Source organism: Sphingomonas yantingensis, assembly GCF_014199325.1.
In the GTDB taxonomy this organism is placed as follows: domain Bacteria; phylum Pseudomonadota; class Alphaproteobacteria; order Sphingomonadales; family Sphingomonadaceae; genus Sphingomonas; species Sphingomonas yantingensis.
In genome coordinates this window covers 1,026,459-1,040,369 of record NZ_JACIJJ010000001.1, presented here as the reverse complement: position 1 = coordinate 1,040,369, position 13,911 = coordinate 1,026,459, and the positions used below count along the sequence as shown (strand labels likewise).

At 69.7% G+C, this 13,911-nt stretch carries 16 protein-coding genes; 8 read left to right on the top strand and 8 right to left on the bottom strand.

All coding sequences use genetic code 11. The features are described from left to right. Positions 1–8 precede the first annotated feature (8 nt). Entirely contained in the window at positions 9–383 is a 375-nt protein-coding gene (locus FHR19_RS05275; RefSeq protein ID WP_184025211.1) for a c-type cytochrome, read from the bottom strand. 171 nt (positions 384–554) lie between these two features. Here FHR19_RS05275 and FHR19_RS05270 point away from each other — a divergent pair, with 171 nt between their 5' ends. From FHR19_RS05270 to FHR19_RS05250, 5 genes are all read left to right on the top strand, one after another. After that, entirely contained in the window at positions 555–2,078 is a 1,524-nt protein-coding gene (locus FHR19_RS05270) for a bifunctional diguanylate cyclase/phosphodiesterase (RefSeq protein ID WP_184025208.1), read from the top strand. After that, the gene (locus tag FHR19_RS05265) at positions 2,075–2,803 is read left to right on the top strand and encodes a LysM peptidoglycan-binding domain-containing protein (protein ID WP_184025206.1); all 729 of its coding nucleotides are present in this window, start codon (positions 2,075–2,077) and stop codon (positions 2,801–2,803) included. The genes FHR19_RS05270 and FHR19_RS05265 overlap by 4 nt, the downstream gene beginning before the upstream one ends. Before the next feature lie 70 nt (positions 2,804–2,873). Continuing rightward, positions 2,874–4,520 carry a serine/threonine-protein kinase gene (locus tag FHR19_RS05260; protein WP_184025203.1) on the top strand — a complete coding sequence of 549 codons (1,647 nt, stop codon included), beginning with the start codon at positions 2,874–2,876 and terminating at the stop codon, positions 4,518–4,520. Positions 4,521–4,529: 9 nt separating this feature from the next. After that, positions 4,530–5,534: a type VI secretion system-associated FHA domain protein gene (locus tag FHR19_RS05255; protein WP_184025200.1), complete on the top strand. Its 1,005-nt coding sequence runs from the start codon at positions 4,530–4,532 to the stop codon at positions 5,532–5,534. Beyond that, positions 5,531–6,274: a protein phosphatase 2C domain-containing protein gene (locus FHR19_RS05250; protein ID WP_184025197.1), complete on the top strand. Its 744-nt coding sequence runs from the start codon at positions 5,531–5,533 to the stop codon at positions 6,272–6,274. Before FHR19_RS05255 ends, FHR19_RS05250 begins: the two co-directional genes overlap by 4 nt. Positions 6,275–6,319: 45 nt before the next feature. On the opposite strand, the gene FHR19_RS05245 is transcribed toward FHR19_RS05250, so the two are convergent. Then, positions 6,320–7,546 carry a type II secretion system F family protein gene (locus FHR19_RS05245; RefSeq protein WP_184025194.1) on the bottom strand — a complete coding sequence of 409 codons (1,227 nt, stop codon included), beginning with the start codon at positions 7,544–7,546 and terminating at the stop codon, positions 6,320–6,322. Positions 7,547–7,651: 105 nt separating this feature from the next. Here FHR19_RS05245 and mtgA point away from each other — a divergent pair, with 105 nt between their 5' ends. Continuing rightward, positions 7,652–8,368 (top strand): monofunctional biosynthetic peptidoglycan transglycosylase, encoded by a 717-nt coding sequence (gene mtgA, locus FHR19_RS05240; RefSeq protein ID WP_184025191.1) that lies wholly within the window; start codon positions 7,652–7,654, stop codon positions 8,366–8,368. Positions 8,369–8,371: 3 nt separating this feature from the next. On the opposite strand, the gene FHR19_RS05235 is transcribed toward mtgA, so the two are convergent. Continuing rightward, positions 8,372–8,620: a hypothetical protein gene (locus FHR19_RS05235; RefSeq protein ID WP_221228350.1), complete on the bottom strand. Its 249-nt coding sequence runs from the start codon at positions 8,618–8,620 to the stop codon at positions 8,372–8,374. A gap of 183 nt (positions 8,621–8,803) precedes the next feature. On the opposite strand from FHR19_RS05235, the gene FHR19_RS05230 reads away from it, so the two are divergent. After that, positions 8,804–9,595 (top strand): class I SAM-dependent methyltransferase, encoded by a 792-nt coding sequence (locus tag FHR19_RS05230; protein WP_184025189.1) that lies wholly within the window; start codon positions 8,804–8,806, stop codon positions 9,593–9,595. A gap of 112 nt (positions 9,596–9,707) precedes the next feature. Here FHR19_RS05230 and FHR19_RS05225 read toward each other — a convergent pair whose 3' ends face one another. The 3 genes from FHR19_RS05225 to FHR19_RS05215 are packed head-to-tail and all read right to left on the bottom strand — an operon-like array spanning position 9,708 to position 11,765. Beyond that, positions 9,708–10,118, bottom strand: coding sequence for a hypothetical protein (locus FHR19_RS05225; RefSeq protein ID WP_184025186.1), 411 nt, complete (start codon positions 10,116–10,118; stop codon positions 9,708–9,710). 4 nt (positions 10,119–10,122) lie between these two features. Continuing rightward, complete coding sequence (locus tag FHR19_RS05220) at positions 10,123–10,479, bottom strand: DUF4440 domain-containing protein (protein WP_184025183.1); 357 nt, start codon at positions 10,477–10,479, stop codon at positions 10,123–10,125. After that, on the bottom strand, positions 10,476–11,765 hold the full coding sequence (locus FHR19_RS05215; protein ID WP_184025181.1) for a metal-dependent hydrolase family protein: 1,290 nt from the start codon (positions 11,763–11,765) through the stop codon (positions 10,476–10,478). Before FHR19_RS05215 ends, FHR19_RS05220 begins: the two co-directional genes overlap by 4 nt. Positions 11,766–11,895: 130 nt before the next feature. Here FHR19_RS05215 and FHR19_RS05210 point away from each other — a divergent pair, with 130 nt between their 5' ends. Beyond that, positions 11,896–12,471 (top strand): hypothetical protein, encoded by a 576-nt coding sequence (locus FHR19_RS05210; RefSeq protein WP_184025179.1) that lies wholly within the window; start codon positions 11,896–11,898, stop codon positions 12,469–12,471. A gap of 10 nt (positions 12,472–12,481) precedes the next feature. Here the strand turns inward: FHR19_RS05210 and FHR19_RS05205 are convergent, their stop codons facing one another. Then, a complete protein-coding gene (locus tag FHR19_RS05205) occupies positions 12,482–12,940 on the bottom strand; it encodes a GreA/GreB family elongation factor (RefSeq protein ID WP_184025177.1) in 459 nt (152 codons plus the stop codon). Beyond that, positions 12,937–13,821 carry a KPN_02809 family neutral zinc metallopeptidase gene (ypfJ, locus tag FHR19_RS05200; RefSeq protein ID WP_184025175.1) on the bottom strand — a complete coding sequence of 295 codons (885 nt, stop codon included), beginning with the start codon at positions 13,819–13,821 and terminating at the stop codon, positions 12,937–12,939. Before ypfJ ends, FHR19_RS05205 begins: the two co-directional genes overlap by 4 nt. Between the last annotated feature and the right edge of the window lie 90 nt (positions 13,822–13,911).

Below are 13,911 nucleotides of genomic sequence, written 5' to 3'. Positions count from 1 at the left end.
CGCGGGACTTACTTCAGCGTTGCCAGGTATTTGATGATCGCCGCGCGCTTGGCGGGGTCCTTGATACCCTGGTACATCATCTTGTTGCCCGGCGCCCAGGCGCGCGGGTCGGTGAGGAAGGCGTCGAGATTGGCGGGCGTCCACGCCGCCGTGCCCTTGGCCTTCAGCGCCGGCGAATAGGCGAAGCCCGGCGCGCTCGCGACCTTGCGACCGACCACGCCGTGCAGCGACGGGCCGACGCGCTTGGTGCCCGGTGTGATCGCATGACAGGCCGCACAGGGCGCGAACGCCTGCTTGCCGGGGTCGGGTGCCGCCTGCCCCGCCAGTGCCGGCGTGCTCGCCATCAGGGCCAGGCCCAGCTTCGCGATCGTCGATCCACGCATCCGCAACATCCTTTCAATGTTCGTTTTATTCTGCGGTCGCTTTGATACGCCCGCGCGCTTGAACGCAAGCTGCATACGTCGTCTCGCCGCCCCGCGGCGCGCGGGCCTGTGCGCGATAGCGGACACAGCCTGCTAAGCCTTTGGCAACGCTCCGCCGTTAAGCCGGGCCGGATGAGTGCGGGGCAAATCTTGAGCGGCGGCGGCGCGGCGGCGATCAGCCTTGCGCTCCTTTGCTGTGCCGCGGCGATGCTCGTCCTCTGGAATGTCGAGCGGCGGCGGATGCGCCGCCTGATCGTCGCCGCAAGCGCGGTGATCGGCGGCGAGCGGGCCGCCCGCTCCCCCGACGCGCTGCTGCGCCGGATTGGCGAACTCGCCGACCTGCGCGGCCGGGCTGCCCAGATCCACGGCGTTACCGGACTGCCCACGCGGGAGCCGCTGATCGCGCGGATGCACGCCGATAGACGCGGCACGCTGGCGATCTTTGCCCTGGCCGACGTCAATCGCCTGAGCGCGTTCGACCCCGATCTGGGGGACGAGGTGCTGCGCCTGCTGGCGCACCGGATGGTCGCGATGATCGGGGCGCGCCGCCTGGTGGCGCAGGTCGATCGCAGCCACGTCGCCGTCTGGATCGACGCAGCCCCCGCTGCCGCAATCGCTGAGATCGAGGCGCTGGCCTATGCGATGGGCGACCGGTTGTCGGCGGGCGGGCGCGAGATCGTGCCGGCGATCGGCGTCCGGCACGCGGTGCTGGGCGGCGGCGATCCTGCGCCCGAACTGATCCTGACCCGCACGCTCGCGGCCTTCTCGGCCCCGATCGGGGCCGCCGACGCCCAGCCGATCGACATCCAGGCGATCGCGCGCGAACGCTATCGGATGGAGCAGGACCTGCGCCACGCGGTCCAGCGCGGCGAGCTTCGCCTCGACTTCCAGCCGCTGATCGATGCCGAGACCGCGCGCGTCGTGGGAGCAGAGGCGCTGATCCGCTGGCGCCATCCGGTCCGCGGCCTCGTCTCTCCTGGCCAGTTCGTGCCGGTGATGGAGGCAAGCGGCCTCGCGCCGGAAATCGGCACCTGGGCGCTCAACACCGCGATCCGCCATGCCGCGGCGTGGCGGCGCGAGGGGCTGGGCCGGTTGCGCATCGCGGTCAACGTGTCGGGTCGCCAGCTCGAGGCGCACGATCTCGACCGGCTGGTCGCGCGCACGCTCGCCCGCCACAATGTCGGTCCTGACGCGGTCGAGATCGAACTGACCGAGAGCGTCGCCTTGGGCGACGGCGCGGCGGGGCGCGCGACCTTCGACGCCTTGCGCGCGATGGGCGTGCGCGTCGCGATCGACGATTTCGGCACCGGTTATTCGAGTTTCAGCACGCTGCGCACGCTCGCCTTCGACAAGATCAAGATCGACCGCGAGTTCGTCAGCCACGTCGATTCGAGCCGTGAGCGGCAGGCTATCTGCCAGAGCATCCTTGCGCTGGGGCGCGGCCTCGGCATCCGGGTACTGGCCGAGGGCGTGGAGCGGGCGGAGGAAGTCGCCTGGCTCCACCGCCACGGCTGCCGCCATTTCCAGGGCTATTTCTTTGCCGCGCCGCTCGATCCCGCGAGCTTTGCGGCCTTCGTTCGCGACCAGGATGCGCTGTCGGCGCGGCTGGCGTCCGCGATCGACAAACCGACAGTTGAGGAGCGTTTATGGGCATGACGTGGCGGACGATGGGGGCGGCATCGCTCGCGCTGGCATTGGCGGCGTGCGGCGGCGGTCCGCGCGTCGAGAAGGCGGCCCCGCCGCCCCCCGCCGGCGCCAGTGTCGCCGCCGAGGTCGACGCGATCGCGGCGATGCTCGATCGCGGCGAGGCGAAGTTCGCGCGCAAGCGGATCGCCGCGGCGCTGAAGCGTGATCCCATGAACGCGAGCCTGTTGCTGCTGCGCGATTCGATCGAGCGTGATCCCGTCGACCTGCTCGGGCCGCAAAGCTATCCCTATGTGACGAAGCCGGGCGACACGATGCAGGGTCTGGCCGCGCGGCTCCTCGGCAACCGGCTGAAGGCGTATCAGCTCGCCCGCTACAACAGGATCGAGGTGCCCGCGTCGCTGGCTGTCGGCACAGCGCTGCGCATCCCCGGCCAGCCGCCGCGGCCGCCGGCGCCCGCGCCGGTGCGCCGTCCCGATCCGGCGCCGACGCGCCCGGCCCCCGCCCCGGCGGCACGGCCGAAGCCAGCGCCTGCCGCCCCCGCGACGCCAGCGCGCAATCCCGCCGCGGCGGCCCGCGCGCGTGGTGCCGGTCTTGCGGCGTTGAACTCGGGCAAGGCGGGTCAGGCGGTCGGCCTGCTGCGCCGCGCCGCCGCGCTCGATCCGGGCAATCCGGCGATCGCGCGCGACCTCGCCCGCGCCGAACGGATCGCCGCAGCGGTCAGGGCGCGGCGGTAAGACGATCTAAACACGGCATTGATAATGCCGGCACTTCGGATGGCCGCGTATCGGGCCGGAGGGGAACGGCATGCAGACGCTGGGACGGTATCGGATCGAGGGATTGCTGGGCGAAGGCGCGATGGCGGAAGTCTATCGCGCCCACGATCCCGACATCGGCCGTGCCGTTGCGGTCAAGATCCTGAAGCCCGACTTCGCCCGCGATGCCGACCTAGAGGCGCGCTTCCTTCGCGAGGCACGGGCGGCGGGCGCGCTCAGCCACCAGAACATCGCCACCATCTATGACGCGGGCGAGGCGTCGGGCGTCGCCTATATCGCGATGGAACTGGTCGAGGGGCAGCCGCTCGACGCGCTCCTCGCCGCGCAGGGGCGCCTGCCCTATGAGCGGGTGCTGTCAATCGCGCGCCAGCTGGCCGACGCGCTCGCCTATGCGCATCGCGCGGGCATCGTCCACCGCGACGTGAAGCCATCGAACATCCTAGTGACCGCCGACGGGCGACAGGTGAAGCTCGTCGATTTCGGCGTCGCCCGGCTGGGAGAGGCGGATGCGGGGCAACTCGGCCGTACCCATGCCGGCCAGCTCGTCGGCACGCCGCGCTACATGAGCCCCGAACAGGCGCTTGGCCTGCCCGTCGATCACCGCGCCGATCTGTTTTCGCTCGGCGTCGTCCTTTACGAGATGATGACCGGCAAGGTCGCCTTCCCCGGCACCGGCCTTGCCACCATCGCGATCCAGATCGCGCAGGAGCGGGTCGAGCCGGTCGGCCGCATCGTCGGCGACTGCCCGCCGGGCCTGTCCTTCATCATCGACAAACTCCTGTCGAAGAAGCCCGAGGCGCGGTTCCAGGACGGCACGCAGCTCGTCGCGGCACTCGACCGCGAGATCGGCCAGGCGAAGGAAGCAGAGCCCACGCGCCGCGGCCTGCCACTCCGCGTCAAGCTGCCGCTCGCGCTGGCCACCGTCACCGCGATCGCGCTGGCAGGTAGCATCGTGCCGATCCTCGACCGGCAGGAAAGTGCGCTCGACCGGATGGCCGTGGTATCGGGCGAGACGATCGCCTCGTTCGTCACCAGCAACGCCGCCGTCCTCGCCGCGGACAATGCTGGGTTGCCGGCCGAGCAGCAGGACTGGACCCCGCTCCAGGCCTTCGTCGCCGCCGCCGCACGCGATGCGAACGTGCGCGAGATCGTCGTCGCCGACGCGAACGGCACCGTCCGCGCTGCCACCGATCCGAGACGCGTCGGCACCCCCTATGCCGCCCCCTCAAGCGAGCCGCCATTCGGCGGCGACGCGACGCAGGCCACGGATCGTGGGCGCGGCCCCGGCATCCGCTTCGTCCGGCCGATCGACTATGCCGGGATCGAGTTCGGCCGCGTCGATCTGGTCCTCAAGCGCACCGCGCTCGACGGCGCGGTGGCGCAGGCGCGCACGATGCTGGCGCTGCTGGCGGGCATCGTCATGCTGGCGGTGCTCGGCGTCGGTTATCTTAGCGGCGCACTGGTCGCCCGGCCGCTGCGCCGGTTGCGTAGCGCCCTTGTCGAGGCGGCTGGGAGCGGCTTTGCCCTTCGCATCTCGCACCGTCGGCGCGACGAGTTCGGCGCGGTGTTCGATGCGTTCAACAAGACGGCCGAGGCGATGGAAACGCGTCTGTCGGCCGCGCCCGTCGCTTCGGTCCCCGATCTTCGCGCGACCTGTGTCGTCGCACGCGCCGCCTGAGGCCAGCCGATGTATCTCCTTCAACTCTATGACGATGCCGCCTCCCCCGATCCGGTCGAAGCGCGGCTGCTGGGCGAAGGCAGCCTGATGCTTGGCCGCGATGGCGAGGCTGACTGGACAGTCGCCGACCCCGACTGTGCGCTGTCGCGCCGTCACTGCCGCCTGAGTGCGGTACGCGGGGCGCTCAGTCTCGAAGTGCTGGGGACCAACGGCATGATCGACGAGGCGACGGGCGAGCGGGTGGCCGAGGACGGCCCCGCGCTGGTCGCCACCCCCGCCGCGTGGCGGCTCGGCCGCTTCCGCCTGGTGGCAACGCGGGCGCCGATGGCCGACACCGGGCACGACGCCAGCCGCACACTCGTATCGCTGCCGCCGCTTGATGCGACGCTGCCCGTTCCCGCGGACTGGCAGGACGCGGCGCCCGTCCAGCCCTATACCGAGGGCTCGCTGCTCGAGGCGTTCTGTGAGGGCGCTGGCCTCGACGCCTCGCTCCTGTCTAGCGAGGAGCCGGAGGAGATCATGCGCCGCGCGGGCGCGCTCTATCGCCAGATGCTGCTCGGCGTCGGCGACCTTATGTCCGAGCGAGACAAGGCACGCGCCCGCTACAGCCTTGCCCGCACGACGATCGGGGGCGAGGGCAACAATCCGTTCAAATGGGCGCCGTCGCAGCGGCTCGCTATCGATCTGCTGCTCGCCGGCCCCAGCGGCTTCCTGTCGGGTCCGGCCGCGCTCAAGGCATCGTTCGAGGATGTGAAACGCCACCTCGTCGCGACGTTTGCGGGGCTTCAGGCGAGTCTGCGCGCCGCGATCGACAGCTTCGAGCCGGCCAAGCTCGACGAGGGGAGCAAGCGCGGCCTGTTCGCCGGCCGGGGCGCCGGCCTGCGCGATGCCGTAGCTGAACGCCACGCGGCGCTGACCAGGGAAGTCGAGGGCGGCGAGCCTGGCTCGCTCGATCGCGCCTTCGTCGAAGGATACGACCGGACCGAACGCGAGCTCGGGCGTCGGCGCGGGTGATCGCGATCCTCGGCCGCCTGCGCCGCGCCGCGCCGCCCGCGCCGCACACCGGCGCATTCGCCTCCGCCGCCGCCAGCCATGTCGGGCGCGTCCGGCGCGTGAACGAGGACCGGACGCTGGATCGGCCCGACCGCGGGCTTTGGGCCGTCGCCGACGGCATGGGCGGGATGGCACGCGGCGACCTTGCCGCCGAAACCGCGATCGCGGCGCTGTCGGCCCTCGCCGATCGCGGCGCAGTGGACGAGGAGGGCGTGGCCGATGCGATCGCAGAAGCCGACCATCGCCTGCGCGCCGATCCGGCGATGCAGGGCGGCGGCACCACGATCGTCGTCCTGCTGGCAACCGCGGCGGGCGCGACGCTCTTCTGGGCCGGTGACAGCCGCGCTTATCGGCTGGAGGCGGCGCGTGCGGTGCCGCTGACGCGCGACCACAGCCTCGTCGCCGACCTCGTCGCCGCCGGCCTGATCGAGGCGGTGGCGGCCGACAACCACCCGCAGGCCAACGTCGTCACCCGCGCGCTCGGCGCCGGCGATCCGGCGCCGGTCGAGCGCCTCCGCATCGACTTCGCCCCCGGCGAGCGACTGATGCTCGCGAGCGATGGCTGCTACCGCTCGCTCGCCCCCGGCGACGCGCCGCTCAATCTCGGCATCGAGGATTGTGCGGCGCGTCTCGTCGCCAACGCTGTCGCCCGTGACGGTAGCGATAATGCGAGCTGCGTGGTGGTCGAGCGGCGGGCCTAGCCTTTCTTCCCTCCCTGGAAGGGATGGGCTTGACGTCCGGGAACCCTAAATCTGCACCAGATTGTTGAGGTTGATGATCGGCAGCAGGATCGCCAGCACCATCATCAGCACCAGTCCGCCCATCAACAGCAGCACCATCGGCTCAACTAGCGCGACCAGCGTCGCGACTAGCGCGTCGAGCTCGCGCTCCAGCTCGCCCGATGCGCGGCCGAGCGCCGGGGCCAGCCGCCCGCTCGATTCGCCCGACGCGACGATCGCGACGAGCATCGACGGGAACACCCCGCTCTCGGCCATCGCCGCGCGCAGGCTGATCCCCTCGCGCACCCGCGCGGCGATCGCGAGCGCCTTTTCGCGCACGAACAGGTTGGGGGTGACTGCCGCTGCGGCCTGAAGCGCCTCGACCAGTGGCACCGCGCTCTCGACCAGCGTCGCGAGGCTGCCGGCGAAGCGCGCGGCGTTGAACTGACGGCTGAACCGCGCGAACGGCCGCGTCTCGCTGAAGAAGCGATGCACGCGCAGGCGATTGGCCGGCACCCGCGCCCAGCGGCCATAGAGCAGGAACGTCGTCGCGGCGGCGAGCAAGACATAGAGCCCGTAATGCTGGATGAACGCGCTCACCGCGATCAGCGCGCGGGTCAGGAACGGCAGCTCCGCCCCGCGCGACACGAACACGCGGACGATGTCGGGGACGACATAGACCATGAGCAACACCATCATCCCGAAACTGACGCACGCCAGCAGGGCGGGATAGAGCAGCGCCAGTTGCAGCTTCTGTCCGTTCGCCTGCCGGTTCTCGACAAACTCGGCGAGGTGATCGAGCACGCTCGCCAGCCGCCCCGACTGCTCCCCCGCCGCCACCGACGCGCGATAGAATTCGGGGAACGCGCGCGGATGGAGGCCGAGCGCCGCGGCGAAACTGCGCCCGTCGAGGATCGCGCCGCGCACGTCGGTCAGCAGCGCGGTGACGGCGGGCACCTCGGACTGCTGCGCCACCAGCCGCAGCGATTCCTCGATCGTGATGTCGGAGCCGACGAGCGTCGAAATCTGCCGCGTCACCGTCGCCAGTTGCCGCGCCGACAGCCCGCGGCGGCGGAGCGACGGCAGCTTGAGCCCGCCCACCGCCGGCCCGGCATCGTTCGCCGGCTCGACCGACAAGGGCAGCAGCGCCTGCTCGCGCAGGAGCGCGCGCGCCGCGGCGGGCGACGACGCCTCGATGATCCCCTTGCGCGAGCTCCCCTCTCGAGTCGCGGCGCGATAGGCATAGGCGGTCATGCGCGCGGGGCTTCGGGGCGGGCCATGCGCGCGTTGCTAATGGGGAACGCGGCGCCCCGCAATTCGCCGTTTGCGCCGCCGTCGCCCCGCGCTAACGCAAGTGCGATGGCAAAGAGCGCGATCAAGCAGAAACCCGGCGGCTGGGGCCGGCGCATCTCGGGCTGGCTGGCGAAGGCGGCGATCGCGTTCGTGCTGCTCAGCCTCGCCTTCGTCGCGCTCTATCGCTTCGTGCCGCCACCCTTCACGCTCACCATGGCGGGCGACATCCTCGCCGGGCGCAGCGTGACCAAGGACTGGCGCTCGCTGGACGAGATAGACCCCGACATGGCGCGCGCGGTCATCGCGGGCGAGGACAGCGCGTTCTGCGCGCACCACGGCTTCGACTATACCGCGATCGCGGCGGCGGCGATCCGCAATGCCAGCGGCGGCAGGATCCGCGGCGGCTCGACGATCAGCCAGCAGACCGCGAAGAACGTCTTCCTGTGGCAGGGCGGCGGCTATGCGCGTAAGGCGGCAGAGGCGTGGTTCACCGTCCTGATCGAGGCGATCTGGGGCAAGCGCCGGATCATGGAAGTCTATCTGAACGTCGCCGAGACGGGAATCGGCACTTACGGCGTCGAGGCCGGCGCGCGCCGCTATTTCGGCCATGGCGCCGACCGCCTGACCGAGCGGGAGGCCGCACGGATCGCCGCGGTCCTGCCGCTGCCGAAAAAAAGGGCGGGTGTCGCCCCTCAGGGTTTCACCCGCCGTTATGGCAATACGATCACGCGCCGCATCGGCATCGTCCGGCGCGAGCGCCTCGACGCCTGCGTGCGCGGTTGAGGTTTACTCGACCGCCTTCTGCGCGGCGTCGCCAACCTTCTTGGCGCCGTCGCTGACGCTCTCGGCCGCGCCGGTGATCGCCTTGGTCTGCGCGCTCTCGTTGCGGTTCTGGTTCATGAGGTAGAAGGCGCCGATGATGACCGCGATCAGCAGAACCACGCCGATCAGGATCGTGCCGCCCCCGCCGCTCTTGCGCTCGATCACGGTCGTGGTGTGCGGCTGGTCGCTATAGGTCGTGCGTTCCTCGATCATGTCTCGGTTCCCTCCGTTGATGAATGAGCCAACAACCGAACGTGAAAAAGAATGTTCCCGGCGCGGAATGTTCGCCTTGACAAGCGGATGGCGGAAACCTTCAACCAACTTGCTGGTTCAGGTAAAGCCAGCTTGCCGCCCCTGCGGCGGGCCGACGAATATTGCCATTTCCGGGGGAAGATCATGCGTGAGACCGTCGCCGTCCTTGCCATCGCCACCACGGCGGTCGCCGTCGCCAGCGTCGCGATCGGTGCGCCGCAGAACCAGCGTGCGGCGCTGAAGGCCGCGGTCGCGGCCCCGACGCGCACCCCCGCCAACGTCGCCCGCGACGGCGCGCGCCACCCGGTCGAGACGCTGTCCTTCTTCGGCGTGCAACCCAACGACACCGTGGTCGAGCTCTATCCCGGCGGCGGTTGGTACACCGAAATCCTCGCGCCCTATCTGAAGGACAAGGGCCAGCTCTGGGTCGCCGCGCCCGAAAAAGCGCTGGGCGGTGTGCAGAAGCTGATCGCGGCGAACAACGCCGTCTATGGCAAGGTCAAGCTCGCAAACGGGTTCGACGCCGTGCCCGCGGGCAGTGCCGATGTCGTCCTCACCTTCCGCAACGTCCACAACTGGCGCTTCGGCGGTCAGGACGCGGCGCAGCAGGTGTTCAATTCGGCCTTCCGGATGCTGAAGCCCGGCGGCACGCTCGGCGTGGTCGAGCACCGCCTGCCCGAGGCGCGCGACGCCGCCGCCGAAGAGAAGAGCGGCTATATGAAAACCTCCTCGGTCATCGGCTTTGCCAAGAAGGCCGGGTTCGAAGTCCTCGGCCAGAGCGAGGTCAACGCCAACCCCAAGGATACCGCCGACTGGCCGGGCGGCGTCTGGACGCTCCCCCCGACGCTCGCGCTCAAGGATCAGGACCGCGCGAAATACATCGCGATCGGCGAGAGCGACCGCATGACGATCCGGTTCCGCAAGCCGAAGAAGTAAGCGAGAAGCGGGAGCTCGGCTCAGGGGCAGGGTGACGGTCGAGGTCGAAGCGGTCGGTTTTCCCACGTCATCCCGGACTTGATCCGGGATCCCGCTTCTTTTCTCCGGCCGGTCAATCGGCTCGATTGTTGATAATCTCAAACGCGGTCGCGCAGATCGGCTTCCGTCCACGCGGCTCCCAGCTCCAGCCCTCATATAGCAAGCCGGCCCCCGAGGCCGCTTCCATGAGTGCCGGAACGCGGTCCGCCACCCAGTTTAGGGTCGGACGGGCTTGCTCCCACGCTTCCAGCCGATCGGCTGCGAATTCAAGGCCGATTGCGACGAACCGCGGCGTCAGAGCAGCGTAAGTGCGCTCGACGCTGGCGTGCTCGGGATCAACAGGGTCGATCTCACTGAAATGATGGCAGACCGGCTGGAGGGTGTCGGCGTTGGGATCGCCCGCGATCTGCGCAATCGCCGTTCGGCTGGCCGTGAGATGCCGGTCCAGCGTCCAGGGTCCAGCGTCATCATGGAGCTGCATCACGCGCTCATCCCTTCAGCTGCACATACAGCTCGCGCGAACACCGCCACCCCTCGCCGCCCTCCCGCCATTCGGCGAGGTAGGTGCCCGCCAGCCCCGCGTTGCTGCGCCACCGCCCGAGTTCCGCCGCGACGCCCTCGCCCGCCTCGACCCGCTCGACCTCCCGCACGAAGCGGGCGCCGTCCGCCAACTGCCGCCGCCACGCGCGCACGATCGCCGGGCGGCCGACCAGCGGCTCGCCGCCCGCCGGCACCAAGACGCAATCGCGCGTGACCGGCCCGACCGCGCCCTCCACGTCGTCCGCCGCGATCGCGGCGTTCCAGTGGAGGCGCGCGGTGCGGATCGCGCTTTCCGTCGGACTCACGGCTGGAGCGGCACCACCGCCCCGCCCTTCATGACGAACGCCACCGACTTGAGCACGCGCACGTCGCTCAGAGGATCGCCCGCCACCGCGATCAGGTCGGCGGCCTTGCCCGGCTCCAGCGAGCCGATCTCGCTTGCCAGCCCCAGCAGTTCGGCGGCGTTCACCGTCGCCGCCTGGATCGCCTGTACCGGGGCCATGCCGTGCTGAACCATCAGTTCGAACTCGTCGGCGTTGCGGCCGTGCTTCGACACGCCGGCATCGGTGCCGAAGGCGATGCGCACGCCCGCGGGCACTGCTTTCTCCAGCGCCTTGCCGGTGATCGAAATGCGCCAGTCGATCTTCTTGCGCACCTCGGGCGGATAGGCGTTCGGGTCGCGCGCGATCCGCTCCTTGTAGCCGTTCACCGTCGACAGCGTGGGGATGTAGAAGGCGCCGGCCTTCTTCATCATCGCGATCGCCTCGTCGTCCATCAGCGTGCCGTGCTCGATCGAGTCCGCGCCCGCCGCCATCGCCACCTTGATCCCGTCGGCGCCGTGCGCGTGGACCGCGACCTTCTTGCCATAGAGGTGCGCGGTCTGGACGATCGCATTCGCCTCGTCGTTGAACATCTGGGCGCCGAGGCCCGCGCCGATGCGGCTGTTGACGCCGCCGGTCGTCGCGATCTTGATGACGTCCGCCCCGCGGCCGATCTGGGTGCGGACGGCCTTGCGGCATTCCTCGACCCCGTCGCACAGATTGTCGGTATGCGGATGATCGCGCAGATCGTCGTTGAGGCCGAGGCGCGCATCCATATGGCCCGACGTGGTCGAGATCGACCGCCCCGCATCGACGATCCGCGGCCCCGTCGTCCACCCCCGCGCGATCGCATCGCGCAGCGCCAGCGTCGCGCCGTCGTCGCCCAGATTGCGCACGGTGGTGAAGCCTGCGCGCAGCGTCTTCATGCCGTTCCACTGCGCCTCATAGGCATGCATCTGCGGCCCCTCGGTGAACTCGGACAGCAGCCCCTCCTGCCCCGCCCGGTCGGAGGCGAGGTGGACATGCGCGTCGATCAGGCCGGGCAGGACCGTCTGGCTCGACAGGTCGATGACGCCGCCGCGGTCGGCGGGCGGCCGGTGGCCGTCGATCAGTTCGACGATCCGCCCGTCCCGCACCACGATCGTCGTCGCCCCGCGCGCGGGCCTGCCCGGCCGGTCGATGACCCGACCCGCGAGGATATAAGTCGTGGCGGGCACAGGCGCCGCGGCGGGCGACACGACCTGAAGCGCGAGCGGCAGGAACAACGGCATCTGGAAACTCCCCAAAATCGCCCGCGGTTATGCGCGGTGCGGATGCCGTGGTTGTTCCTGAGTGCGGGTGCGGTGGCAAGCCGCCAGCGCAGCCAATTGCGAGCCTCGAGAGCTGTGCTAGCGTTGCGCGATGATCGCCCTTCCCCAAACCTCGCAACCGGCCACAGAGCAGGTCATCTCTCAAACGCTGGAGAGGTGCGGCCTTCAGAAGACGGGCTTCAAAGTCAGCTTCAAAGACGAGTTGCAAAGCGTGCTTATCGAGATCAGCGCTACGGCCGGCGCGTCCGCGGCGAACCTGGATTGTATCGGAAGGGCGGCTGGCCTCGAAATCGTCTTGTTCGCCGATCGCGACCTTCAGCAAGCATATCAGGCGCGACAGCTAGAGGCCGCTCGGCCGGCGATGCTGGCGGACGCGCGAGCAGAACTCAAGAAATACGGGGTTTCCGATAATATTCCCGACCGCTCGACGTTCAAATCTGACAAGGCGTTTACCGAAGCGCTGGAGCGCCATTGCGGATTGGCCCCCGGATCAGTCTTCAAGCAAGGGACTGCGGGCGTGATTGCTCAACCCCGCCTCGAGTATCGAAACAAAGCAGAAGAAAATCGGGTCTCGTGCGTGATCGCAGCGCTGATGTACGTCACAGCGCGAGGCGACGACGTAAAGCTCGGTTTCATCGGCAACGAGGCATTAGCCGAGGATAGGTAGGTTACCTCGCCTAAACCGCCTCCACCGCCACCACCTCGATCGCCCCCTCCCGGCCCTGATAGTCCACTGCTTCGCCCGGTTCTGCATCCATCATCGCCTGTGCAATCGGCGCGGTGAACGGGATGGCGCCGTCGGTCACATCGGCCTCGTCGCTGCCGACGAGCGTCACCGTGCGGGTCTGGCCGTTGAGGCGGTACGTCACGCGCGTACCGAAGGCCACGGCATCCCCGGCCGGCAGCGGCTGCACCTCGGCCGTGCTCGCGCGGGCGTGCCAGTAGCGCAGGTCGCGGCGGAGCGCCTTTTGCTCGTCGTCCGACGCCGCCTCGACCGCCGCTTCCAGTTCCGCCACCCGCGCCTCGATCAGCGAAAGGCCGCGTGCGGTGACGAGGTTGGGGCCGGGCGGCAGCGGCAGTTCGAAGGTCGGCTCGCGGTGCGCGTCGTCGTCCTCCCGGCGGAACGCGACGCTCATATCGGCTGGTTGAACGTGTCGCAGGCGGCGGGATTGCCGCTCTGCAAGCCCACGCGCAGCCACTTCACGCGCTGGGCCGAGGTGCCATGCGTGAAGCTGTCCGGCACCACCGTGCCGCCCGCCTCGCGCTGGAGCGTGTCGTCGCCGATCGCGTTGGCGGCGCGCAGCCCCTCCTCGATATCGCCGGGTTCCAGCCGGTCCCTGTTCTGCGCGGCCCAGACGCCGGCATAGCAATCGGCCTGAAGCTCGAGCCGCACCGACTGCGCATTGCCCTGCGCCTCGGGCAGCGTGCGCTGCGCCTGGCTGACGCGCTGCGCATCGCCGGTCAGGTTCTGGATGTGGTGGCCGACCTCATGCGCGATGACATAGGCCTGAGCGAAATCACCCGCCGCGCCGAACTTGGTCTGAAGCTCGTCGAAGAAGCTGGTGTCGAGATAGACGCCCTGGTCGGGCGGGCAATAGAACGGCCCCGCCGCCGAGGTCGCCGACCCGCACCCGGTCGAGACGCCGCGCTGATAGAAGTTGAGCGTCGGCTCGCGATAGGTCTGCCCCTGCGCCTGGAACAGCTTGCCCCAGGTCTGCTCGGTCGAGGCGAGCACCTGGCACGAGAAGCGCCGCTCGGCAGTGTTGCAGACGCTCGCCCCGCTGGTCGGCGCGCCGCTCTTCGTCGTCGGCGCCTGCCCGCCGCCGGTCAGGCCGCCGAGGCCGCCCATCGACAGGAAGATGATCCCCACGACGACGAGCAGGCCGATGCCGCCGCAACCCATGCCGCGCCCGAGGAAAAGGGGGAGCAGCCCGAGCAGCGGAAACCCGCCGCCCCCGCCACCGCCGGAGCCCAGGTCGCGGACATTGTCGCTGGGATCGAAATCGTCGAGGCGCATCGGCCCGCCCTTTATCTGGTTTGATCGTTACGCCCTCAAATGCTTGAGCAACCCTCGCCGTTGCAAGGCACATGACCGATTTTTCATCCG